Annotated in this window: 24 protein-coding genes; 22 read left to right on the top strand and 2 right to left on the bottom strand. The window is 45.1% G+C overall.

All coding sequences use genetic code 11. From position 1 onward, the window contains the following. Positions 1 to 4 precede the first annotated feature (4 nt). Together KKI13_03995 and nth are read left to right on the top strand one after the other, a co-directional pair. Positions 5 to 529 carry a cob(I)yrinic acid a,c-diamide adenosyltransferase gene (locus tag KKI13_03995; GenBank protein MBU4488209.1) on the top strand — a complete coding sequence of 175 codons (525 nt, stop codon included), beginning with the start codon at positions 5 to 7 and terminating at the stop codon, positions 527 to 529. Then, positions 510 to 1,166, top strand: coding sequence for an endonuclease III (gene nth / locus KKI13_03990; protein MBU4488208.1), 657 nt, complete (start codon positions 510 to 512; stop codon positions 1,164 to 1,166). Before KKI13_03995 ends, nth begins: the two co-directional genes overlap by 20 nt. Here the strand turns inward: nth and KKI13_03985 are convergent. Then, positions 1,156 to 1,326, bottom strand: coding sequence for a hypothetical protein (locus tag KKI13_03985; GenBank protein MBU4488207.1), 171 nt, complete (start codon positions 1,324 to 1,326; stop codon positions 1,156 to 1,158). The two genes, nth and KKI13_03985, sit on opposite strands and share 11 nt — an antisense overlap. Positions 1,327 to 1,497: 171 nt before the next feature. Between KKI13_03985 and KKI13_03980 the strand changes: the two genes are divergently transcribed. The 11 genes from KKI13_03980 to KKI13_03930 all read left to right on the top strand — a co-directional run bounded on the left by KKI13_03980 (position 1,498) and on the right by KKI13_03930 (position 8,585). Continuing rightward, the gene (locus KKI13_03980; GenBank protein MBU4488206.1) at positions 1,498 to 2,091 is read left to right on the top strand and encodes a MarC family protein; all 594 of its coding nucleotides are present in this window, start codon (positions 1,498 to 1,500) and stop codon (positions 2,089 to 2,091) included. Between the two features lie 96 nt (positions 2,092 to 2,187). Next, positions 2,188 to 2,964, top strand: coding sequence for a sulfide-dependent adenosine diphosphate thiazole synthase (locus KKI13_03975; GenBank protein MBU4488205.1), 777 nt, complete (start codon positions 2,188 to 2,190; stop codon positions 2,962 to 2,964). Positions 2,965 to 2,982: 18 nt separating this feature from the next. Continuing rightward, positions 2,983 to 3,978 carry a tRNA 4-thiouridine(8) synthase ThiI gene (locus tag KKI13_03970; protein MBU4488204.1) on the top strand — a complete coding sequence of 332 codons (996 nt, stop codon included), beginning with the start codon at positions 2,983 to 2,985 and terminating at the stop codon, positions 3,976 to 3,978. A gap of 161 nt (positions 3,979 to 4,139) precedes the next feature. Then, positions 4,140 to 4,607: a pyridoxamine 5'-phosphate oxidase family protein gene (locus tag KKI13_03965; GenBank protein ID MBU4488203.1), complete on the top strand. Its 468-nt coding sequence runs from the start codon at positions 4,140 to 4,142 to the stop codon at positions 4,605 to 4,607. Between the two features lie 44 nt (positions 4,608 to 4,651). After that, positions 4,652 to 5,227 (top strand): rubrerythrin family protein, encoded by a 576-nt coding sequence (locus KKI13_03960; GenBank protein ID MBU4488202.1) that lies wholly within the window; start codon positions 4,652 to 4,654, stop codon positions 5,225 to 5,227. A gap of 107 nt (positions 5,228 to 5,334) precedes the next feature. Beyond that, positions 5,335 to 5,934 (top strand): flavodoxin family protein, encoded by a 600-nt coding sequence (locus KKI13_03955; protein ID MBU4488201.1) that lies wholly within the window; start codon positions 5,335 to 5,337, stop codon positions 5,932 to 5,934. Continuing rightward, positions 5,927 to 6,403 carry a ferritin family protein gene (locus tag KKI13_03950; GenBank protein MBU4488200.1) on the top strand — a complete coding sequence of 159 codons (477 nt, stop codon included), beginning with the start codon at positions 5,927 to 5,929 and terminating at the stop codon, positions 6,401 to 6,403. Before KKI13_03955 ends, KKI13_03950 begins: the two co-directional genes overlap by 8 nt. Before the next feature lie 17 nt (positions 6,404 to 6,420). Next, the gene (locus KKI13_03945; GenBank protein ID MBU4488199.1) at positions 6,421 to 6,657 is read left to right on the top strand and encodes a glutathione S-transferase N-terminal domain-containing protein; all 237 of its coding nucleotides are present in this window, start codon (positions 6,421 to 6,423) and stop codon (positions 6,655 to 6,657) included. Positions 6,658 to 6,679: 22 nt separating this feature from the next. Further along, positions 6,680 to 7,588: an FAD-dependent oxidoreductase gene (locus KKI13_03940; GenBank protein MBU4488198.1), complete on the top strand. Its 909-nt coding sequence runs from the start codon at positions 6,680 to 6,682 to the stop codon at positions 7,586 to 7,588. Beyond that, on the top strand, positions 7,589 to 8,221 hold the full coding sequence (locus tag KKI13_03935; GenBank protein MBU4488197.1) for an N-glycosylase/DNA lyase: 633 nt from the start codon (positions 7,589 to 7,591) through the stop codon (positions 8,219 to 8,221). An 85-nt stretch (positions 8,222 to 8,306) separates the two neighbouring features. Further along, complete coding sequence (locus KKI13_03930) at positions 8,307 to 8,585, top strand: hypothetical protein (protein MBU4488196.1); 279 nt, start codon at positions 8,307 to 8,309, stop codon at positions 8,583 to 8,585. A 2-nt stretch (positions 8,586 to 8,587) separates the two neighbouring features. Here the strand turns inward: KKI13_03930 and dusB are convergent, their stop codons facing one another. After that, complete coding sequence (gene dusB, locus KKI13_03925) at positions 8,588 to 9,553, bottom strand: tRNA dihydrouridine synthase DusB (protein ID MBU4488195.1); 966 nt, start codon at positions 9,551 to 9,553, stop codon at positions 8,588 to 8,590. Positions 9,554 to 9,646: 93 nt separating this feature from the next. Between dusB and KKI13_03920 the strand changes: the two genes are divergently transcribed. The 9 genes from KKI13_03920 to KKI13_03880 all read left to right on the top strand — a co-directional run bounded on the left by KKI13_03920 (position 9,647) and on the right by KKI13_03880 (position 20,773). After that, positions 9,647 to 10,024, top strand: coding sequence for a PEGA domain-containing protein (locus KKI13_03920; protein ID MBU4488194.1), 378 nt, complete (start codon positions 9,647 to 9,649; stop codon positions 10,022 to 10,024). Between the two features lies 1 nt (position 10,025). Beyond that, a complete protein-coding gene (locus KKI13_03915) occupies positions 10,026 to 10,742 on the top strand; it encodes a GAF and ANTAR domain-containing protein (GenBank protein MBU4488193.1) in 717 nt (238 codons plus the stop codon). 73 nt (positions 10,743 to 10,815) lie between these two features. After that, positions 10,816 to 11,463 (top strand): hypothetical protein, encoded by a 648-nt coding sequence (locus KKI13_03910; GenBank protein MBU4488192.1) that lies wholly within the window; start codon positions 10,816 to 10,818, stop codon positions 11,461 to 11,463. A 174-nt stretch (positions 11,464 to 11,637) separates the two neighbouring features. Next, a complete protein-coding gene (gene gdhA, locus KKI13_03905) occupies positions 11,638 to 12,978 on the top strand; it encodes an NADP-specific glutamate dehydrogenase (protein MBU4488191.1) in 1,341 nt (446 codons plus the stop codon). A 2-nt stretch (positions 12,979 to 12,980) separates the two neighbouring features. Continuing rightward, the gene (gene carB, locus KKI13_03900; protein MBU4488190.1) at positions 12,981 to 16,238 is read left to right on the top strand and encodes a carbamoyl-phosphate synthase large subunit; all 3,258 of its coding nucleotides are present in this window, start codon (positions 12,981 to 12,983) and stop codon (positions 16,236 to 16,238) included. A gap of 1 nt (position 16,239) precedes the next feature. Continuing rightward, positions 16,240 to 17,760, top strand: a complete 1,521-nt coding sequence (locus KKI13_03895; protein MBU4488189.1) for a DUF1846 domain-containing protein — start codon at positions 16,240 to 16,242, stop codon at positions 17,758 to 17,760. A 211-nt stretch (positions 17,761 to 17,971) separates the two neighbouring features. Further along, positions 17,972 to 18,328, top strand: a complete 357-nt coding sequence (locus KKI13_03890; protein ID MBU4488188.1) for a peptidoglycan-binding protein — start codon at positions 17,972 to 17,974, stop codon at positions 18,326 to 18,328. A gap of 102 nt (positions 18,329 to 18,430) precedes the next feature. Next, complete coding sequence (locus KKI13_03885; GenBank protein ID MBU4488187.1) at positions 18,431 to 19,702, top strand: anion permease; 1,272 nt, start codon at positions 18,431 to 18,433, stop codon at positions 19,700 to 19,702. Positions 19,703 to 19,822: 120 nt separating this feature from the next. Beyond that, positions 19,823 to 20,773 carry an OmpA family protein gene (locus tag KKI13_03880; protein ID MBU4488186.1) on the top strand — a complete coding sequence of 317 codons (951 nt, stop codon included), beginning with the start codon at positions 19,823 to 19,825 and terminating at the stop codon, positions 20,771 to 20,773. Positions 20,774 to 20,884: the final 111 nt, after the last annotated feature.

The raw sequence follows: 20,884 nt of genomic DNA, 5'->3' as shown, positions 1-20,884 counted from the left end.
AATCATGAGCATAACCACAAAAACAGGCGATAAAGGCGTTACCTCGCTTCTTTTCGGCGGTTTGGACAAAAAAGACAGTCCGCGCATGGAATGTTGCGGCGCGCTTGACGAGCTTTGTTCATTCTTGGGCCTGGCGAAGAGTGTAGCGAAAGATAAATTTGCCAAAGCCCTTCTGGAAAAAGTGCAAAACGATCTATTTGTTGCCTGCTCTGAAGTGGCCACTAAGAAATCTTTTATTCATAAGCTCAATAAAAGGCTGGGAAATAACGAGATAGCGTACCTTGAGTCCTTGATAAAGGCACTGGAAAAGAAATATATATCCAAAAGGTGTTCTTTTATATTGCCGGGCGAAAACACATTTTCAGCTATGCTGGATGTCGCAAGAGCTGCGGCAAGAAAGGCCGAAAGAAAAGTAGTCGCGCTAAAAAGAGAGAAGATCCTTAAAAATCCCTTCGCAATAGTCTATTTAAACAGGCTCTCCGACCTCCTTTTTCTTATGGCAAGGTCTTATGAAAAGCCGAAAAGATAGAATAAAGCCGGTCATACGCATACTCAGAAAAAAATACCCTTTCCCGCGGACCTCCCTTAGGCATAAAAATGTGTTTCATCTTTTGGTTGCCACAATACTTTCTGCGCAATGCACCGACGAAAGAGTAAATAAGATAACCCCCGGACTATTCAAAAAGTATAATACGATAAGCGCTTTTGCATGCGCTAGGAGATCATCCCTCGAAAAAGATATACGCTCAACCGGTTTTTATAGAAATAAGGCAAAGAATATAATAGCCGCTTCGCAAAAGATCTTGCGCGATTATAACGGCCGCGTGCCGGATTCCATGAAAGAGCTCGTTATGCTCGCCGGCGTTGCGCGCAAAACCGCGAATATAGTGCTTTCAAGCGGATTCGGTAAGGCAGAAGGTATAGCTGTAGACACGCACGTCAAAAGGCTTTCACAAAGGCTTGGGTTTAGTAAGGAAGTAAATCCGGAAAGAATAGAAAAGGATTTGATGCTTTTGGTACCGAAAGAAGACTGGCTGGATTTCAATTACCTTCTTGTGAACTACGGCAGAGAAATATGCATGGCAAGAAAACCGCTTTGTCCTAAATGTATAATAAATAAACTCTGCCCGTCAAGAGGTATATTTTATCCCGCGCTTACCCCTTAAGCTTTGCTGCTGCGTCTTTTCCTAATACTCTCCAGCATTCATGCGGCCCGCTGGGGGATTTCGCGACTGCAAAATTACGGCCGCTCTTTTCCACGACTCTGAACTCGGCTGTTTTAAACTTTTTTTTCGTCTTTACGTCAAAAAATTCCATATCAGGCATTTAGTCCTCCCAATGAGACCACAACTTACGGAGCAATAGCGACGTAAGTTGTAAGTCATGTTTTACACTTTCTACAAGTATACCACGAAGTATCCAAAAAATAAAGGAAAAAGTCTATTGATAATCATATGAGAGGATGGTATAATATCCACAAAAATAGCGAGAGAATATATGATTAAAATCTTCTGGCTTTCCTTTATTCCCATATTTGTCGCGGTTGACGCTATAGGAATCCTGCCTATATTTGTGAGCCTGACCAGAGAATTGAGTGAAAAGAAGAAATCCATAATCATCATGCATTCGGTCGTAACCGCGCTTTGTCTTGCCATCGGTTTCGTTTTTTTCGGAAAGTGGATATTCAAAGTCCTCAATATCACCATAGGCGATTTTATGATAGCCGGCGGCATAATCCTTTTTTGCATAGCGATAATCGATATCGTAAATCCCAGCAAGAAACACAATACACCTGCCGGCGAAGTAGGCGCAGTGCCGTTAGGCACGCCGTTAATAGCCGGCCCGGCAGTTTTGACTACGTCATTATTGGTGGCGGAGCAATGCGGCGTCTACGCGGCGTCTGTATCCATCTTCTGTAATGTAGCGTTGGCCGGCCTGATGTTTTACTCCTCAACTCTCATCATAAAGGCTTTGGGTGAAAGAGGGACCAAAGTGCTCTCAAAGATAATGCATCTTCTTTTGGCTGCCATCGCCGTCATGTTGATAAGAAAAGGGCTTGAGCATATCATCTCATTAGTTGCGGTATCCTGAGTAGAAAATGAAATGAGCCTACCCTTATGTTCGGCATAAGGGTTTTTTAATGAGCACATAACTTAAGCAGCAAGCAATATTAAAGGGGGAGGAGACATGGCATTAGATGAAGTAAAGATTTCAAAAGCTATAATAGAAACTTATACCAACAAGCTTATTAAATCGCTTGATGTCGATGTTGCCATAGTCGGGGCAGGGCCGGCCGGCATGTGCTGCGGCTACTATCTGGCAAAGGCAGGCAAAAAGGTGGCGATTTTTGAAAGGAAGCTGTCTGTCGGCGGCGGGATGTGGGGCGGCGGCATAATGTTTAACGAAATAGTAGTTCAAAAGAAGGCCAAAAAGATACTGGATGAGTTTGGTGTCAAAACGAGGCTTTATGAGAAAGACTACTATATGGCGGATTCCATAGAGTCGGTATCCACTATCTGCTCAAAGGCGGTCAAACGAGGCGTAAAGATATTCAACTTGATCAGCGCCGAAGACGTCATGATAAGGAAGAATAAAATATGCGGCCTTGTTTTAAATTGGACCGCAGTTGAGATTGCAAATCTGCACGTCGATCCGATTACTATGGCTGCGCGTTTTGTAATTGATGCTACCGGCCACGCCGCGGAAGTCGTGCGCATAGCGGAGAAAAAATCCGGAGTGCCGCTCAACACAAAAACAGGTAAAGTAGTAGGAGAGGGTTCGATGTGGGCCGAGGTTGCCGAAGATATGATAGTTAAAAATTCAAAGGAAGTGGCACCCGGACTTTATGTGTGCGGTATGTGCGCAAACGCCGTTTTCGGAGGCCCCAGGATGGGCCCGATATTCGGCGGCATGTTATTGGCTGGAAAAAAAGTGGCGGAGGAGCTTATTAAAAGGCTTCCTTAAAAGATCATCGGAGTAACAATGGTTAAAGCCATAGCTTTGATGTCCGGCGGCTTGGATAGCATGTTAGCCGCGAAGATTATTTCGCTGCAAGGCGTGGAAGTCGAAGGGGTTAATTTTGCCAGCGTATTCCACGGCAGTAAAGCCGGCGGCACCCCAATAGCATCTACCGCAGGCATGCTGGGTATACCTATAAAGGTATTCGATGTCAGCGAAGAACTATTTGAAATAGTTAAAAATCCGAAACACGGCTATGGACGCAATATGAACCCTTGCATAGACTGCCACGCGTTTATGTTTAAAAGGGCCGGACTATATATGAAAGAATCGGGAGCGTCTTTTCTCATAACCGGCGAGGTGCTGGGGGAGCGGCCCATGTCCCAGAGAAAGCCGGCCCTGGATATAGTCGAAAAAGATAGCGGCATGAAAGGGCTTATCCTTCGTCCTCTCTCGGCAAAATTGCTGAAGCCCACGATTCCGGAAGAGAAAGGATGGGTGGCGAGAGATAAACTGATGGACATAGAAGGCCGCTCGCGAAAACCTCAGATGGAACTTGCGAAAGAACTGGGAATTACAAAATATCCGACGCCTGCCGGCGGATGCCTTTTGACCGATAAAGGCTTCGCAGATAGGTTGAGGGACCTTATAGATTCTAAGCCCGATGTAACTGTTCAGGACATAAGGCTGCTCAGAGTGGGCAGGCATTTCAGATTGACCAAAGACGCGCGGCTCGCGGTAGGCAGGGATAGGGAGGATAATGATAATCTGCTTAAACTGGCCCGGTCAGGCGATGTCTTTTTTTATCCCGTAAAAAGAAAAGGTCCGGTTGCGCTGGGCAGGCGGATTCTTGAAAAAGATGATATAATAAAAGCCTCTGCCGTAGTTGCAAGATATAGCGATAAAGATCCGGTATCGAGTGAAATAGAAATAGCCCACAAAGACTTCAACGAAAAAAAGTCCATCCATATAAGAGTCCTGCCGATGGCGGAAAAGGACCTGGAGGGCCTAAGAATATAGAGGGGGGTGATAGCATGTTCATAAGGAAATGGATGCTCAGGCAGGTAGCGCATTGTAAAGAAGGCTGCGGTAGCAGGTCCCGGGTAAGACACTAAACTGCCCGCGCAATTATAATAATTTAATGGTAATTTTCTAAAAAATCTGCGAAAATAGAAATGCATATGAAAGCACTGCCCCCTGAAATAGTCCAATTTTTCCGAAGACAACCGTTTGTCATCGTCTCTACCGTTGACAGCGATAACACGCCGCATAATTCCTGTAAAGGCATAGTAGATATAGACGAAAAGGGCACCGTCTATATACTTGATCTTTACAGAAAAAATACGCTGGCTAACTTAAAGCGCAATCCTAATATAAGCATAACGGCTGTAGATGAACATAAATTCGTGGGCTATTGTCTTAAAGGCATAGCGGCCATAGTGGACAAGAAATTGCTTACTCCCCGGATTATAAAAGCTTGGGAAAAAAGATTAGCGGGGCGTATTACGCACCGGCTTCTTAAAAATATAAAGGATGAATCCGTTAAAGGGCACACTCGTCATCCCGAATCCCTTTTTCCCAAACCGGAATATATGATTTCCGTGAAGGTCAGTGAAATAGTGAGTCTTACACCTTCACATATAAAATAACAGTATATTTGAAAAGCCCGCCTCAGGCGGGCAAGGAGCGGATTATGAAAAGTATAAAAGGTACGCAGACAGAAAAGAATCTTTTGGCTTCGTTCGCCGGAGAATCGCAGGCGAGAAACCGCTATACCTATTTTGCCAGCGTGGCAAAGAAGGCGGGTTACGAACAGATATCCGCTATATTTTTGGAGACCGCGGATAATGAAAAAGAGCACGCAAAGAGATTCTTTAAGCTTTTGGAGGGTGGCGAAGTAGAGATAACGGCGTCCTATCCCGCCGGTGTGATAGGTGAAACCCCAACCAATTTGGCCGCTGCTGCCGCAGGGGAGCATCTTGAATGGACCAAACTTTATAAGGAAGCCGAAGAGGTCGCGCGCAAAGAGGGATTTGAAGAAGTTGCCAAACAGTTTAAAGAGATAGCCGAAGTCGAAGTAGAACACGAAAAGAGATACAAAAAGCTGCTAAGTAATATTAAGGAAGCGAAGGTGTTCAAAAAGGATGCGGTGGTTAAGTGGAAATGCCGCAATTGCGGTTATATCCACGAAGGTAAAGACGCGCCAAAAGAATGCCCTGCTTGCGCGCATCCCGAGGCTTATTACGAAGTGATGTGCGAGAATTATTGAAGCGCCACTTTTCTTTCGCTTTGGCTAAGCGGAAATCCGCCGAAGCTGAACGCGGAAGCCAGCGGCCTTGCCGCTAGGCAGGCAATTTCAGCGAAGGCGGACTGAAAATGATGAAGACTTCCGGTGTCGCAAAAGTGCTGGGCATAAACGCCAGCCCGCGAAAAGGCGGGAATACTGATATTATTATAGACAAGATCCTGGAAGCCGCCAAAGATAACGGCGCGGACACCGATAAGATATTTTTGAATGGCCTCCGATTACAGTATTGCCAGGAATGTGAAGAGCCGGATAATAACGGCAACTGCAATTTCAAAGATGACATGGGAGTAGTGTATAGGAAATTCAAGGAGGCAGATGTTGTTATATTGGCTTCCCCTATATTTTTCGGCAGTATCAGCGGCCAGGCAAAGATGATGATAGACCGCTTTCAATGCGCCTGGAGAGCAAAGCATATACTGAAGAAAGACGCTTTTGGGGAAAAAAGAATAGGCGCTTTTATCGCCGTAGCGGCGTCTGAGAGGCAAGATTTTTTCGAGAACGCAAAGGCTATAGTCAAAAATCTTTTTGCGACTTTAAATATAGAATATAAAAAAGAACTTTATTTTACGGGAATCGACGCTAAGGCCGATATATTAAAACACCCGGACCTTTTAGAAAAAGCATATAAATTGGGGGAAGATTTAACCAGGAGCTTGCGCAATGGCTAATGTATTTTCAGGCAGCGAAATAGTAGGTTTTGGCATCGAGATAGAGCGTAACGGCAGGGATTTCTATAATACCTTGGCGGCGAAGGCCCAAGATGCTAAGGCGAAAGATGTATTTAAATTTCTTGAAGGAGAAGAAGAGAAGCACATAGCCGTATTTCAGAAGATATTAGAATCGGTTAAAGAATACGAGCCTCCGGAAACCTATGCCGGCGAATATTTTGCATATATGACGATGCTTGCCGGAGAATATGTATTTACCCAGACTGATAAGGGTAAAGAAGCGGCCAAAAAAATCACAAATGACAAAGAAGCTATAGATCTTGGAATAAAGTTTGAAAAAGAATCTATTATATTCTATGAAGGCATGAAAAAGGCGGTACCGGAAATTCAAGCGGATATTGTTGAAAAACTGGTCGAACAGGAAAACACGCACTTATTCAAACTGTTGAAGCTAAGGAATAATATTTAACCAAGAGGGGTGATATTATGGCAAAGAACGTAAAGATATACAGCACACCGACCTGCCCTTTCTGCATAAGAGCCAAGCAATTTTTAAAAGATAACAATATAGCGTATGAGGATATAGATGTATCATTAAAACAGGATAAAGCTCAGGAGATGATGAATAAATCCGGCCAGATGGGTGTTCCGGTCCTTGATATAGAGGGCGAGATCATCGCCGGGTTTGATAAAACAAAGATAAGAGAAGCATTGGGTATATAACTTACACCATTTAAGGTGCGTTATGTTTGATATAGTTATTGTAGGCGCAGGTCCCGCGGGCATTACCGCCAGTGTGTACGCCGCGCGCAAAAGATTAAACGCTCTCGTTATAACGAAAGATATTGGCGGGCAGGCGGCCTGGAGCGGAGATATAGAGAATTATACGGGCTATCAATTTATTACCGGCCCGGACCTGGCAGAGAAGTTTGAAGAACATATGCGCAAATATGATATAAGCGTCAAGGAGGGAGAGGGCGCGGTAGTTCTTGAAAAATCCGGCAATATTACAAGGGTAAAAACCGACAAAGGTTCCTACGAAGCAAAGACAGCGATAATAGCCTCCGGGAAAAGATCCAGAGAGCTTGGAGTGCCGGGTGAAAAAGAATTCAAAAATAAAGGCCTCACTTATTGCGCAACGTGCGACGGCCCGTTATTTTCCGGAAAAAACGTCGCGGTGATCGGCGGCGGAAATTCTGCCCTTGACGCGGCGCTTCAGTTAGTCAAAATAGCCAACCATGTTTATCTTATCGATATAAATCCCTCGCTCGGCGGAGATGCTATTATGCGCGAGAAGGCCGCCTCAAGTAAAAATGTATCCGTGATGAGCAATACTGCCGTCAGCGCTATTATAGGAAAAGGTATGGTTACAGCCTTAAAAGTCAGGCAAAAGGGCAGAGAGGAGAAGACAATAGCAGTCGAAGGTGTCTTTGTAGAGGCAGGGCTTACTCCTAATTCCGATTTTGCAAAGGACATAGAAAAGAATAATCTGGGAGAGATAAAGGTGAACTCTCGCAACGAAACAAATATTCCGGGAATCTTTGCGGCGGGCGATGTAACGGATGTGCCGGAGAAACAGATAATAATAGCAGCCGGGGAGGGGGCAAAAGCGGCGCTTTCGGCATTCAGATATCTGATGCGCAATAGGTGGTAGATGAAGAGACTCGTGTCGGAATATAAAAAGAGAAAGAACGAGATAAAAAGACGGCTAAAGGAATTTAGCGCTTTCCGAGGGGCAAAGGACGAAGATATATTTTCAGAATTGTGTTTTTGTCTGTTGACTCCGCAATCAAAGGCTGTTTATTGCGATAAAGCGGTAAAAGAGCTTAAGTGTTCGGGCCTATTGTTTCGGGGCAGCAAGAATATCATAAAAGAGATATTGAGAGGGAATGTCAGGTTTCATAATAAGAAAGCGGAGTATCTGGTAGGCGCGAGAGAACTTTTAGGGCTCGGCGGGAAGTTAAATATTAAAAATAAATTGGATACAAAGGACACCTTTAAAGCGCGGGAATGGCTTGTGAGAAATATAAAAGGCCTGGGTTATAAGGAAGCGAGCCATTTTTTAAGAAATATAGGGCTTGGCAAAGATATGGCCATAATAGACAGGCATATCCTTAAGAATATGAAAAGATACGGGGCTATAAGAAAAATCCCGGCGTCTGTGACAAAAGGCAATTATATAAATATGGAAGACGCGATGCGAAATTTTTCCAAAAAAGTCAAGATTCCGATGGAGGAGCTGGATCTTCTCTTCTGGTCCAGCCAAACGGGATTTGTGTTTAAATAACCAGGGGCAAAAGGTAGTCCTACGAACGCTCCTATTCGTCGCGTTCTCAGGACGAATTTTTGTACACAAAAATTCGGAGGTATGCATGAAGAAGGTAATAGCGTTTGTTGTAATTCTGATGTTTCTCTCTGTAGCCGGAATTGCACTTGCCGATCAGGGAGAAACAAGGGGCGCCGGCGCCGAAAGCAGCGGCCCGGCTTTGAATAATGTAGCAAATTGGCTTACGTCTCACTTGCCAAGCTGGGAAGGGCGCACAGCGCCAAAAGAGGAGGCACCGCCTCTTAGCCCTGAAGAGTTGAAGATACAGAGGAAAACTACCGGCGTAGGCATGAGAGGCATAGTAGGCCACGAAGCGTACGAATAAAGCTATAATTCGTCTATTAGCTTAATAAGATCGGGATAAGTCTTTGTTCTTGTTATCTCGTTCCGTGTATTTGCGGCGTAAGGAAAGCCTTTCATATACCATATAGCCACTTTTCTCATAAAGCCTATCTCGGCCGATGGGATAGAATGGCGGTATTTGTCTGTATAAGCCAGATGTTTCTTGAGCACTTTTTTTCTGATCAAGAAATCCGGCTCCGGCAGGACGGAGCCGGATTTTAGATAATTTTCTATATTTTTGAATATCCAGGGATTGCCAAAGCTCCCTCTCGCCACAGTAATACCATCGCAACTTGTTTCATCAAACATCTTTTTCGCAAGCTCCGGCGTAAAAATATTACCCGAGCCGAAGACAGGTATCTCGACAGCCTCTTTTATCTTTTTTATAGCCTCATAGTTGATTTCTCCGGAATATCCCTGCGCGCGGGTTCTCCCGTGCACAAATATGGCGCCGGCGCCGTGCTGTTCGCACCCCATAGCGATTTCGGCTATATTTTTTATATCCGTTCTATTGTACCCTGTCCGGATCTTTACAGTGACAGGGATATTAAGCGATGACGAGAGTTTTTTTAATATTTTGAAGAGTGTTTCGGGTTTTTCCAAAAGACGCGCGCCTGCGCCTTTACTTACTACTTTTCTTACAGGGCACGCGCTGTTTATATCGAGAAACGATACATCCCGTATGCTTACGAGTTTTTGAGCCGCGTCAACCATAAGATCAGGATCGGCTCCCAAAAGCTGCCCCGCTATAGGGCTGTCTTTTTTTGTGGTCTTAAGCATGCGGAGCGTCTTTTCATAATTACGGATGAGCGCGTTTGCATCGACCATCTCAAAAAAGCAGAATTTAGCGCCCTCCTCGCGGGCTATCAGTCGGAACGCCAGATCCGAGCACCCGGAAAGCGGCGCCAGAAATATATTGGTATTGATCCGCGCAGAGCCTATCTTTATCATGCTGCTATTATAATTAAAGCCGGGCTTTTGTCAAACGAAAAGGAGTGCAATTAAACCTTGACCATAACCCCGGCGTGATTTACAATATCTGTTATGCGTAAGTCCATAAGTTATATTTTAGTACTTCTACTTATCTTTTCCGCAGCAGGTTGTGCCACTATTGTGCAGGGGACAAAGCAGAGAATAGAGATTTCATCCGACCCGCAGGGCGCCACGGTAGAAATCGACGGTGAAGCCGTCGGCACTACACCGATGAAGATAAAACTCAAGACGCCGTTTAACCATACCGTGGTCATTACAAAAGAAGGGTATAAAGAAGAGAAGGTCGCGCTTTCACGCGCCATTGGCAGCGCAGCGGCCGGTAATATATTCATATGGGGGCCTGTCGGCTGGGCAGTGGACGGACTGACAGGGTCTCAATACAGGCTGGTACCGGACAAAGTGCACGTTGAACTTAAGAAAGAAGAATGAGATGAGCGCTAAAAATAAAGAGAACTCAGGCGCTAAAGTAATACAGGCGCTGGCAAAGATAAGCGAAGCTATCACTTCGGATCTATATTTGGAAGACATATTGAAGCTTATAGTTGCGGTGACGGCCGAAGTGATGGGCTCCAATATCTGCTCGATCCTCCTCTTGGATAAATCCGGCAGGGAACTTAGCGTCAAAGCGACCCAGTCCGTGAGCGAAGAGTATAATAAGAAGGCGAATATAAAATTGGGCGAAGGCGTTGCCGGAAAGGTAGCCAGGGAAGGAAAGCCGATAACTGTCCTGGATGTGCGCAAGGATAAGCGTTATAAGTCGAGGGAAATAGCCGTTCACGAAAATCTATGTTCATTATTAAGTGTACCTCTTTTCTCAAAAAAGAAGGTAATAGGCGTTCTTAATTGTTATACGCCAAAACCACACCGCTTCAGCCATAACGAAATAAATGTATTGAAATCTATCGCTAATCAGGCCGCTATAGTCATAGAGAATTTCAGGCTCATCGTCGAATCGAATGTTATAAGGGAAGAGCTGGAATCGCGCAAGATCGTAGAAAGGGCAAAGGGCATTCTCATGAAGAAAGAGGCGCTTAGCGAGGAAGAGGCATATCAAAGAATAAGAAGATACAGCATGGACAAAAGGCGCAGCATGCGCGAAATAGCGGAAGCTATCATGTTGAATGAAGAACTCGGCAAGGCGCATTGACCCGTTCGACTACGCTCAGGGTCAACCCCGAGCAAACGAAGTGCGTCGAGGGGGCCGATAAGAAAGTGAATATATGCTAAGAACCAAATCGATAGAAAAAATAGAGCAAAGAATGCAGGATATGGATGAAAATTCTCTACGCTACCAGATCCTTGAGAAAGTGAAAAACTTCAAGATATCCTGGATATCGCTGGGCCAGGCGCTTTATTCGGTATGGAAAGATAAGTTGTATAAGGAATGGGGGTATCTGACGTTTGAGGCGTATACCGCCAAAGAGATAGGCATAAAGAAGCAGACTGCGATGAAACTTTTGAGGTCCTATTATTTTTTGGAAAAAGAAGAGCCGGAATATCTGGAAAAGGATTATGCCAAATCAGAGGAGGTTGCTTCAATACCGAGTTGTGATGCGGTCAATGTACTCAGGCTTGCCAGGAATAAAAAGACGCTCGACGCAGGCGACTATACCCAGTTGAAGAAGAAGGTCTTTGAAAAGGGCCAGGACGCAAGAGAGATAAAAAAAGACCTTACGGCGCTGATCAGGGACAGGGAGGAACTGGAGCCGGAAGAGGCAAGAAGGAAAAAAAAGATCACTACCTTGAAGAGGCTTTTAGGCACGCTCAGGACAGTGAAGAGAGATATGGAACTTTTGAAGATGATCCCTGCCGCTCTTATTAAGGAAACGGGCAGTTTAATAAAAAAGATAGAATCTGAAATCGGATAGTGTCGTAAAAAGTACTTGACTAAACGGTTTAGATACGATATAATTTCTTGCAAACTAGGTTTGATACAATGCTGTGTCAGGAAAGAACAAAGACGTTCCAGGGCCTTTCAAAGAAAGGCGGAGCGTCTATTTTTATGTTTTGGCGTGCACAAAAATTAAGCAAGGAGAACTGAAATGTCACATTCGAAAGTAAAAGAATTCATGGCAAAACTTACAGCAAAAAATCCCGGTGAAATCGAATTTCACCAGGCGGTGGAAGAGGTTGTTACTTCTATAATGCCGCATATAGAGAAAAATACCAAGTACCAGAAGGCCAAGATACTTGAGAGAATCGTAGAGCCGGAGAGGGTCATTATGTTCCGCGTTCCGTGGTTGGATGATAGAGGAGAGATACAGGTGAACCGCGGTTTCCGCATCGAGATGAGCAGCGCTATAGGGCCGTATAAAGGAGGCCTGCGCTTTCACCCGAGCGTCAATCTCGGCATACTTAAGTTCCTCGCGTTCGAACAGGTATTTAAGAACAGTCTCACTACTCTACCTATGGGCGGCGGCAAAGGCGGTTCGGATTTTGACCCCAAGGGAAAATCCGACAATGAAGTTATGCGCTTCTGCCAGAGTTTTATGACGGAACTATTCAGGCATATCGGCCCTGACACGGATGTTCCCGCCGGAGATATAGGAGTGGGCGGCCGCGAAATAGGGTATCTCTTCGGCCAATACAAGAGATTGCGTAATGAATTCACCGGAGTGCTTACCGGAAAAGGCCTCAATTGGGGCGGCAGCCTGATAAGGCCGGAGGCCACAGGTTATGGCTGCGTATATTTTGTGGAAGAGATGCTTAAGGCAAGGGGTGAATCTTTTAAAGGAAAAGTCTGCACTGTGTCAGGCTCGGGAAATGTCGCGCAATATACCGTTGAGAAATTGTTAGAGTTGGGCGCAAAACCTGTGACGCTTTCAGATTCGGGCGGTTTCATTTACGACGAGGGCGGCATAGATGAAAAGGGGCTGAAGTTCGTGATGGAGCTTAAGAATGTCAAAAGGGGCAGAATAAAAGAATATGCGGATAAGTTTGGCTGCAAGTATTACGAAAATAAAGGCCCTTGGGGAGTGAAATGCGATACTGCCTTTCCGAGCGCTACTCAAAATGAAATAAGCGGCGAGGACGCAAAGACGCTTGTCAAAAACGGATGCGTAGCAATCGGCGAAGGGGCAAACATGCCCACGACTCCCGAGGGCATAGAGGTGTTCCAAAAGGCCAAGATACTATATGGGCCCGGTAAAGCTGCCAACGCCGGCGGCGTTGCTACTTCAGGGCTCGAGATGTCGCAGAATAGCATGCGATATTCATGGACGCGCGAAGAAGTGGATAAGAGGCTGCATAACATAATGATAGCCATTCACGAACAGTGCGTTAAATATGGTAAAGAAGGTAAATACATAAACTACGTAAACGGCGCTAATATCGCGGGGTTTGTAAAAGTTGCAGATGCCATGCTGGAACAAGGGTTGGTGTAAATATGCCGAGACGAAATGATATTCACAAAGTACTTATAATAGGCTCCGGGCCTATTATTATAGGACAGGCCTGCGAATTTGACTATTCGGGTACGCAGGCATGCAAGGCGCTCAAAGAAGAGGGGTATGAGGTAGTGCTTGTCAATTCAAATCCCGCCACGATCATGACAGATCCGGGAACGGCTGACAAAACATACATAGAGCCACTTACCGTCGAGAGCGTCGAGAAGATCATAGAAAAAGAGAGGCCGGATGCGCTTTTGCCGAATTTAGGCGGACAAACAGGCCTAAACCTGGCATCCGCTCTTTATAAAGCAGGGGTCCTGTCCAAATATAATGTGGAGATCATAGGTGTCAAGGCAGACGCTATTGAACGCGGCGAAGACAGGATCGCGTTCAAAGATACTATGAATAAGCTTGGCGTTTCTATTCCCAAGTCCGAGCCGTGTTATTCCGTAGAAGAGGCCGAAGCTATAGCCGAACGTTTAAAATATCCGGTAGTCATTAGGCCCGCTTATACCCTCGGTGGAACGGGCGGGGGTATAGCTTATAACGTGGAAGAGCTCAGGACTATCACAAGCCGGGGCCTTGCCGCGAGTTTGATACATCAGATTCTCCTGGAAGAATCTGTTTTGGGATGGGAGGAACTTGAGCTTGAGGTGGTAAGAGACGCGAAAAACCATATGATAACAGTCTGTTTTATCGAGAATATCGATCCTATGGGCGTCCATACAGGCGACAGTTTTTGCGTCGCCCCCATGTTGACGGTGCCGGAAAAACTGCAGAAGAGAATGCAGGACATTTCCTATAAGATCGTCGAAGCAATCGGCGTAATAGGCGGCACGAATATTCAGTTTGCCCATAATCTGGAGGATGACAGGCTGGTAGCCATTGAAATTAATCCAAGGACTTCCCGCTCTTCGGCCCTGGCTTCAAAAGCGACCGGATTTCCGATAGCGCGTATTTCCACGAAACTTGCCGCGGGACTTACCATGGATGAGATACCGTACTGGAGAAAGGGCACGCTCGAGAAATATGAGCCGTGGGGCGAGTACGTAGTCATAAAATTTGCGCGATGGGCTTTTGAAAAGTTTGCGCAGGCAAAAGATATTCTTGGCACGCAGATGAAAGCCGTAGGCGAGGTTATGAGTATAGGGAAGACCTTTAAAGAGGCCTTCCAGAAAGCCATACGCTCTCTGGAAATCAAGCGCTATGGCCTGGGCGTCAAGGACTTTAAAACACTTTCCGTTGACGAACTTAAGGAAAGGCTTGCGTCTCCTTCAAGCGAGCGTATATTTTTGATGTACGAAGCGCTGCGCAAGGGGATATCCGTTGAAGATTTATACAAAATGACGCATATCGGCACATGGTTCATAAAAGAGATGAAGGAATTGGTTGATTTCGAGGAAGAGATCCTTGCTTATAAATGGAATAATTTCCCGAATGGTTTGCTGATAAAGGCGAAGGAATGGGGTTTTTCCGATAAATACCTGGCCGGGCTATTCGATGTATCGGAAAAGGCGGTTAGGGAAAAAAGGATCAAAATCGGTAAATATAGCGCATACGAAGCCGTGCCCGTAAGCGGCGTAAAAGATGCGGCTTATTACTACTCGACATATAGCGGAAAAGATGCCGTTCCAGTTTCCGCAAAGAAGAAGATCATGATCTTGGGCGGCGGACCGAACAGGATCGGACAGGGGATTGAATTCGACTATACCTGCGTTCACGCGGCGTTCGCGCTCCGTGATGAAGGCTATGAATCTATTATGGTGAACTGCAATCCCGAGACGGTCTCGACGGATTATGACACTTCAAACAAGCTCTATTTCGAACCTGTGACAGTGGAAGATGTCCTTGCGATTTACGAGAAAGAAAAACCCGAAGGCGCGATAGTCCAGTTCGGCGGGCAAACGCCGTTAAATATTGCGCAGGAATTAAAAGATAACGGCGTCAAAATTCTCGGGACAAGCACGGAAAGCATTGCGTTTGCGGAAGACAGGGAGCTATTCCGCAAAAAGATGATAGAGATGGGCATACCTCAGCCGGAGAGCGGGACTGCCAGATCGCTGGATGAAGCAATAGTGATCGCAAAAAAGATCGGCTACCCGCTTATGGTAAGGCCGTCTTATGTCCTGGGCGGACGCGGCATGGAAGTGATCTTCGACGAAGATATGCTGCGCAAATATGCCGTAGAGGCCATCAAAGTCAGCCCCGAACACCCGATGCTCATAGACAGATTTTTGGAACAGGCCGTAGAGGCCGAAGTCGATGCTCTTTGCGACGGAAACGAAACATTCATAGCGGCCGTCATGGAACACATAGAATTGGCCGGCATTCATTCGGGAGATTCCGCCTGCGCTATTCCGCCGAGGACGATCAAAGAAGAGCATTTGAAGACAATAGAAAAATATACCGCGGCTATAGCCAAAGAGCTGAAAGTTGTGGGGCTTATCAATATACAATACGCGATATGCGACAATAAAGTGTATATTCTTGAGGCGAATCCCAGGGCGTCAAGGACCGTTCCCGTTGTTTCTAAGATGACGGGCTCACCGATAGCGAGGATAGCCACGCAGATGATACTCGGTAAAAAACTGAAAGATTTTCCCGAGCTAAAAGTGCATAAACTTCCTTATGTCGGTGTTAAAGAAGCGGTCTTTCCGTTCAATATGTTTCCCGAAGTCGATCCTGTGTTGGGGCCCGAAATGAGGGCGACTGGCGAGGTCATGGGTATGGCGGACACCTTCGGGCTCGCTTTTTACAAGGCGGAGGAGGCCTCCGGATCGAAGCTGCCGCTCGAAGGCAATGTGCTTTTGACGGTAGCCGATAAAGACAAAACCCACCTCTTGCCGATAGCAAAACGCATAAAGAAACTCGGTTTTAAAATCTATTCCACGGAAGGGACAAGTGAGTTCCTAAGGGAAAAAGGCGTGGAAAACGATACGGTAAAGAAACTGCATGAAGGCAGGCCAAACATAGCGGACATGATAAAGAATAAGGAGATCCATCTCATAATAAATACGCCTGTCGGAAGAAGCGGCAAATACGACGACAGCTATATACGTATGATGGCCATACAGCATAAGATCCCCTACATCACGACGTTGACAGCCGCGGAAGCAAGCGTCGAAGGCATAGAAGCGATGAAGAAGAGTAAAGTTGTGCCGAAGTCATTGCAGGATTATCATAAAGAACTGGCGGAGCCGAAGGGAGGATATAATCTTATATCTTCCTTAAAAAATATCTTCGCAAAAAGGTAAAATGGCACTCAAAAAAGCAGGATTTGATAACGAAAAGTACCTTAAGGAACAGACCGCCGCGATTCTTGAAAGAGTAAAGAAATTCGACAATAAACTATACCTGGAATTCGGCGGAAAGATCATTTTTGATTATCACGCGGCGAGGGTATTGCCCGGGTTTGACCCGAATGTAAAGATGCGGCTATTGCAAAAATTGAAGGACAAGGCCGACATAATATTGTGCATATATGCCGGTGACATTGAGAGAAGGAAAGTAAGGGCGGATTTTGGTATTACCTATGATGTAGATGTGTTTAAATTGATAGATGATCTGAGGGAGTGGGGCATAGATATATTGGCAGTAGTAATAACCCGTTTCGAAAATCAACCGGCGGCAAGGATATTTAAAAATAAACTTGAGCGCAATAATATAAAAGTCTACACCCACCGTTTTACAAAGGGATATCCTACTGACATAGATCTGATAGTGAGCGAAGAAGGCTACGGAGCCAATGAATATATAAAGACGAAGAATCCTCTAGTGGTGGTGACCGCCCCCGGCCCCGGAAGCGGAAAATTAGCTACATGCCTTTCGCAGCTATATCATGAACACAAAGGGGGCGTAAAATCGGGATACGCAAAATTTGAAACTTTCCCCATATGGAACCTCCCGCTTAAGCACCCTGTAAATGTGGCGTATGAAGCGGCAACTGCCGACATAAGAGATTTTAACCTCATAGATCCTTTTCATTTGGAAGCATACCGAAAGACCGCCATCAACTATAACCGAGATGTTGAGGTATTCCCGGTATTGAAGAGAATATTGGACAGGATAATGACCGGCGAATTATCTTATAAATCTCCGACGGATATGGGCGTAAACCGCGCCGGTTTTGGCATAATAAATGACGGGGCCGTAAAAGATGCGGCAAAACAGGAGATAATCAGGCGTCATTTCAGATACGGCTGCGAATACATTATGGGATTCGTGGATAAAGAGACAGTAGAGAGGGTAGAAATCTTGATGAAGGAGCTCGACATTAAGCCTGACGATAGATTAGTGGTCGGCTCATCTAAAAAAGCGCGGAATGAGGCGGAAGACAAAAACAAAGGAAATGAAGGCGTATTCTGCGGCGCTGCCATAGAATTAAAAGACGGCTCTGTAGTGACGGGCAAAAATTCACCTCTCATGCACGCCGCATCGAGCCTTGTTTTAAATGCCATAAAAGAATTGGCCGAGATACCGGACAAGATACACCTGTTGTCTCCTGCTATAATAGAGTCCGTCGGCAACCTTAAGAGAAATATTTTAAATTCGAAGGCCGTTAACCTCGACTTAGAAGAGACATTGATAGCGCTTAGCATAAGCGCCGCCACCAATCCGACTGCCCAAATAGCCATGGAGAAGCTGAAAGAACTGCGGGGCTGCGAAGTCCATATGACGCATATTCCTACCCCGGGGGATGAGACCGGCCTGAGAAGATTAGGCGTAAACCTTACCACTGAACCCATCTTTTCAAGTAAGAACCTTTTTGTGGTGTAGAATGGGACCGAAGGGCTCCGCTTGACATTTTGCCCTTTTTTTTGTATAATCTTCCTATTCTGTACTATTTTAATTACAAAACCGATTTTATCCCAAAAGGAGGATAGAGAATATGACAAGATTTTTAGTTTTATTGATCGCTCTTCTATTTGTTGTAACAGGCTGCGGCAAAAGAGACAAAGAAGCAAGTATGTCAAGTGGTTTTGAGGAAATGGCTATAGAAGTAGAGGCGCTGCCTATAACAAGAGGCACAGAAATCGAGCCGAGAAACAAGTCTCTCGAACTGCCTGAGCCGGTGGAATCAAGAATAGAATCCGTGGAAGTGTTCGTGCAGGAATCAAAACCTGTCGCAACGAGCACTAAGCCGACGATAAGGGAGATCCAGATAGCTCTAAAAAATGCCAACCTTTACGAGGGAAAAATTGACGGAATTTTAGGCTCAAAGACCAAAAAGGCCGTAGTCGATTTTCAGGCACAAAATAACTTAAAGCCGGACGGGAAAGTCGGGCCGAGGACGTGGGAAAAAATGAAAATATATCTTAGTAAAGCGCAAGCGGGTACGAACTAAATATATTTCACGTTTATTTAAAGCATAATTTTTCCCGCCCATTTGAGCATTTTAAGGATACTTGGTCAAGGGGCGGGAAATATCATTATGGGGAATACGCTGATGAGCAGCAAAATGACGGCGCTCGTAATATTTTTGACGGCATATGCCCTCTTTATTTTTTTACCTAAAAAGAGGACGCATGTGGCCGTTATGGCGGCTATACTGACTATTATCGCGGGAGTCGTCAGCTTAAAGGAGGCATTTTTTGCCGTCAACTGGAACGTCATGGGCATATTTATCGGTACTCTGGTCGTGGCCGATATATTTATGGAGAGCCGGGTACCGGCCTATATTGCAGAAATAGTGGTGAATAAGGCGAAAAATACCGGCTGGGCAATATTATTTATATGCGTTTTAACCGGTTTTATATCGGCTTTTGTAGAAAACGTGGCCACCATTTTAATAGTGGCGCCGATCGCGTTATCGCTCGCAAAAAAGCTTAAGATAAACCCCATTAATATGATGATAGCCATCGCCGTGAGCTCCAACCTTCAGGGGGCGGCCACCCTTATAGGAGATCCGCCAAGCATGCTTTTAGGCGGTTTCGCAAAGATGGGTTTTATGGACTTCTTCTTTTATAAGGGTAAACCAAGTATATTTTTTGCGGTGGAACTAGGCGCCGTAGCGTCATTTATAGTATTATATTTTATCTTTCGAAAACATAAAGAAAAAACAAAGCTTGTACCTTCGGAGAAAGTCAAATCGTGGGTACCGACGAGGATTCTAATCGCGCTTATTTTCGCGCTCGGGGCATCCTCATTTTTTGACATAAATTTTTCTTACATGGCGGGGGCAATTTGCATATTGTTCGCGATAATATCGATCATATGGGCTAAGCTGGCGGCGAGTAAGAGCGTCTTGACAGGCCTAAAATCGCTAGACTGGGATACGACCCTCTTTCTTATAGGCGTATTTATTATGGTGGGAAGCATAACGGCCACGGGATGGATAGGCGTAATTTCCGATTCTCTCTCCAACATTATAGGCAGCAATATATTTCTGGGATATCTTATGATCGTTTTTATCTCTGTATTTTTCTCGGCTTTTATAGATAATGTGCCCTTTCTGGCAGCCATGTTACCTGTGGGCGTATCAGTGTCAAAAACTTTGGGGATCGACCCTTCTTTACTTTTATTCGGCCTTCTCATAGGCGCGAGTTTAGGCGGAAACATAACACCTATAGGCGCTTCTGCCAACATAGTGAGCATGGGTATTCTTAAAAAAGAAGGCTATGACGTTAAATTCGGCGAATTTATGAAAATAGGCCTGCCGTTTACGTTAGCGGCTGTTATAGCTGCGTCACTTTTTGTATGGTTTATCTGGCATCCGTAAATTTATGAACAAATAGTTTGCATTCCGGCCTTAATTGGTATATAATACCAAAATTACCTAAAAAGTTAGTAAGAAACCCGACCTTTATTTTAGTGATAAAATCTGAGAAAGGCAAATGCCATGATTAAAACTAAAAAGATCCTATTATCCTTAATCGCGTTTGTGTTTTTAACGACTTCGGTATTCGCATTAGACAGGGAAGAAAGCCGAAAGAAGGAGATGGAGCAGTTTCAGAAAAAGTTTGAATGGTGGCCTACCGACGCTAAACCTGGCCCCGTAAAAGACGCTAAAAAAGGCGGATATTGGTGGTGGCCCACAAAGCCGGGCGAGATAGGGCCGCTCTGGGGCAATAGAGGTTGGGTTTATGTGTATAAAATAATCTTTGATTATAAAGAGGATGAACTCCCTCCGCCAAAACCCAAAGAACCGCGTCCGTCTCTTCTCATAAGGAAGATGATCAGGAACGTAAAGATCTACTTTGACTTTGACAAGGCGGACCTGAGAGAAGATGCCATAAAAGTGTTGAAAAATGCCATAGATACTTTAAGGAGAAACCCCGAATCGAGTATTTTGATTACCGGTAACTGCGATGTGCGCGGCTCAGAAGCTTATAATGTGAAATTGGGCAAGCGGCGCGGAGAAGCGGTAAAGGAGTTTATGCTGGAAAACGGCGTTCCCGAAGAGCGCATAAAGATAGTATCTAGGGGTAAGCTTGATGCCATTGCGCCGGTTACGGATATATTGGGTATGCAAAAGGACCGAAACGCGCAGTTTATGATCGCCGAAGTCCAGGAAGTTATGATACCATATCCCGAGGACCTGGAGAATATGGAAGCAGAACTATTGGAAGACGGTAAATACCTGATCGAGGAAAAAGAGAGCGTGGAATCGGCCGTTAAGGTCTCGACAAAGGAATATATCGTCAAAAAAGGCGATACGCTATCCGGTATAGCCCAAAGAGAATACGGCGGCGCCTATAAATGGAAGTACCTTTATGAATTAAATAAATCAAGGATCAAGAATCCGAATAAGCTTGAGGTGGGACAGAAAATCATAATTCCTGTAGAATAGGAATGCAGATAAAAGGGGACAGGCTGCTTTTTCTAAGTATATTTTTATATATGAAAAAGCAGCCTGTCCCCTTTTTACGTAAAATATGACTAAAAAAGATATTAAAAATTT

This window comes from Candidatus Omnitrophota bacterium, assembly GCA_018894435.1.
In the GTDB taxonomy this organism is placed as follows: domain Bacteria; phylum Omnitrophota; class Gorgyraeia; order JAHIPI01; family JAHIPI01; genus JAHIPI01.
The sequence above is the reverse complement of the archived record's forward strand: the minus strand, read 5'-3'. Positions and strand labels throughout refer to the sequence as shown.

Coding starts and splice junctions, on each gene's coding strand:
- KKI13_03920 (MBU4488194.1), top strand. CDS start 9,647: ATGCGTAAGTCCATAAGTTATATTTTAGTACTTCTACTTATCTTTTCC.
- KKI13_03985 (MBU4488207.1), bottom strand. CDS start 1,326: ATGCCTGATATGGAATTTTTTGACGTAAAGACGAAAAAAAAGTTTAAA.
- nth (MBU4488208.1), top strand. CDS start 510: ATGAAAAGCCGAAAAGATAGAATAAAGCCGGTCATACGCATACTCAGA.
- KKI13_03955 (MBU4488201.1), top strand. CDS start 5,335: ATGATGAAGACTTCCGGTGTCGCAAAAGTGCTGGGCATAAACGCCAGC.
- KKI13_03930 (MBU4488196.1), top strand. CDS start 8,307: ATGAAGAAGGTAATAGCGTTTGTTGTAATTCTGATGTTTCTCTCTGTA.
- KKI13_03935 (MBU4488197.1), top strand. CDS start 7,589: ATGAAGAGACTCGTGTCGGAATATAAAAAGAGAAAGAACGAGATAAAA.
- KKI13_03970 (MBU4488204.1), top strand. CDS start 2,983: ATGGTTAAAGCCATAGCTTTGATGTCCGGCGGCTTGGATAGCATGTTA.
- KKI13_03940 (MBU4488198.1), top strand. CDS start 6,680: ATGTTTGATATAGTTATTGTAGGCGCAGGTCCCGCGGGCATTACCGCC.
- KKI13_03945 (MBU4488199.1), top strand. CDS start 6,421: ATGGCAAAGAACGTAAAGATATACAGCACACCGACCTGCCCTTTCTGC.
- dusB (MBU4488195.1), bottom strand. CDS start 9,553: ATGATAAAGATAGGCTCTGCGCGGATCAATACCAATATATTTCTGGCG.
- KKI13_03980 (MBU4488206.1), top strand. CDS start 1,498: ATGATTAAAATCTTCTGGCTTTCCTTTATTCCCATATTTGTCGCGGTT.
- KKI13_03880 (MBU4488186.1), top strand. CDS start 19,823: ATGATTAAAACTAAAAAGATCCTATTATCCTTAATCGCGTTTGTGTTT.
- carB (MBU4488190.1), top strand. CDS start 12,981: ATGCCGAGACGAAATGATATTCACAAAGTACTTATAATAGGCTCCGGG.
- KKI13_03950 (MBU4488200.1), top strand. CDS start 5,927: ATGGCTAATGTATTTTCAGGCAGCGAAATAGTAGGTTTTGGCATCGAG.
- KKI13_03910 (MBU4488192.1), top strand. CDS start 10,816: ATGCTAAGAACCAAATCGATAGAAAAAATAGAGCAAAGAATGCAGGAT.
- gdhA (MBU4488191.1), top strand. CDS start 11,638: ATGTCACATTCGAAAGTAAAAGAATTCATGGCAAAACTTACAGCAAAA.
- KKI13_03915 (MBU4488193.1), top strand. CDS start 10,026: ATGAGCGCTAAAAATAAAGAGAACTCAGGCGCTAAAGTAATACAGGCG.
- KKI13_03975 (MBU4488205.1), top strand. CDS start 2,188: ATGGCATTAGATGAAGTAAAGATTTCAAAAGCTATAATAGAAACTTAT.
- KKI13_03895 (MBU4488189.1), top strand. CDS start 16,240: ATGGCACTCAAAAAAGCAGGATTTGATAACGAAAAGTACCTTAAGGAA.
- KKI13_03890 (MBU4488188.1), top strand. CDS start 17,972: ATGGCTATAGAAGTAGAGGCGCTGCCTATAACAAGAGGCACAGAAATC.
- KKI13_03995 (MBU4488209.1), top strand. CDS start 5: ATGAGCATAACCACAAAAACAGGCGATAAAGGCGTTACCTCGCTTCTT.
- KKI13_03960 (MBU4488202.1), top strand. CDS start 4,652: ATGAAAAGTATAAAAGGTACGCAGACAGAAAAGAATCTTTTGGCTTCG.
- KKI13_03965 (MBU4488203.1), top strand. CDS start 4,140: ATGAAAGCACTGCCCCCTGAAATAGTCCAATTTTTCCGAAGACAACCG.
- KKI13_03885 (MBU4488187.1), top strand. CDS start 18,431: ATGAGCAGCAAAATGACGGCGCTCGTAATATTTTTGACGGCATATGCC.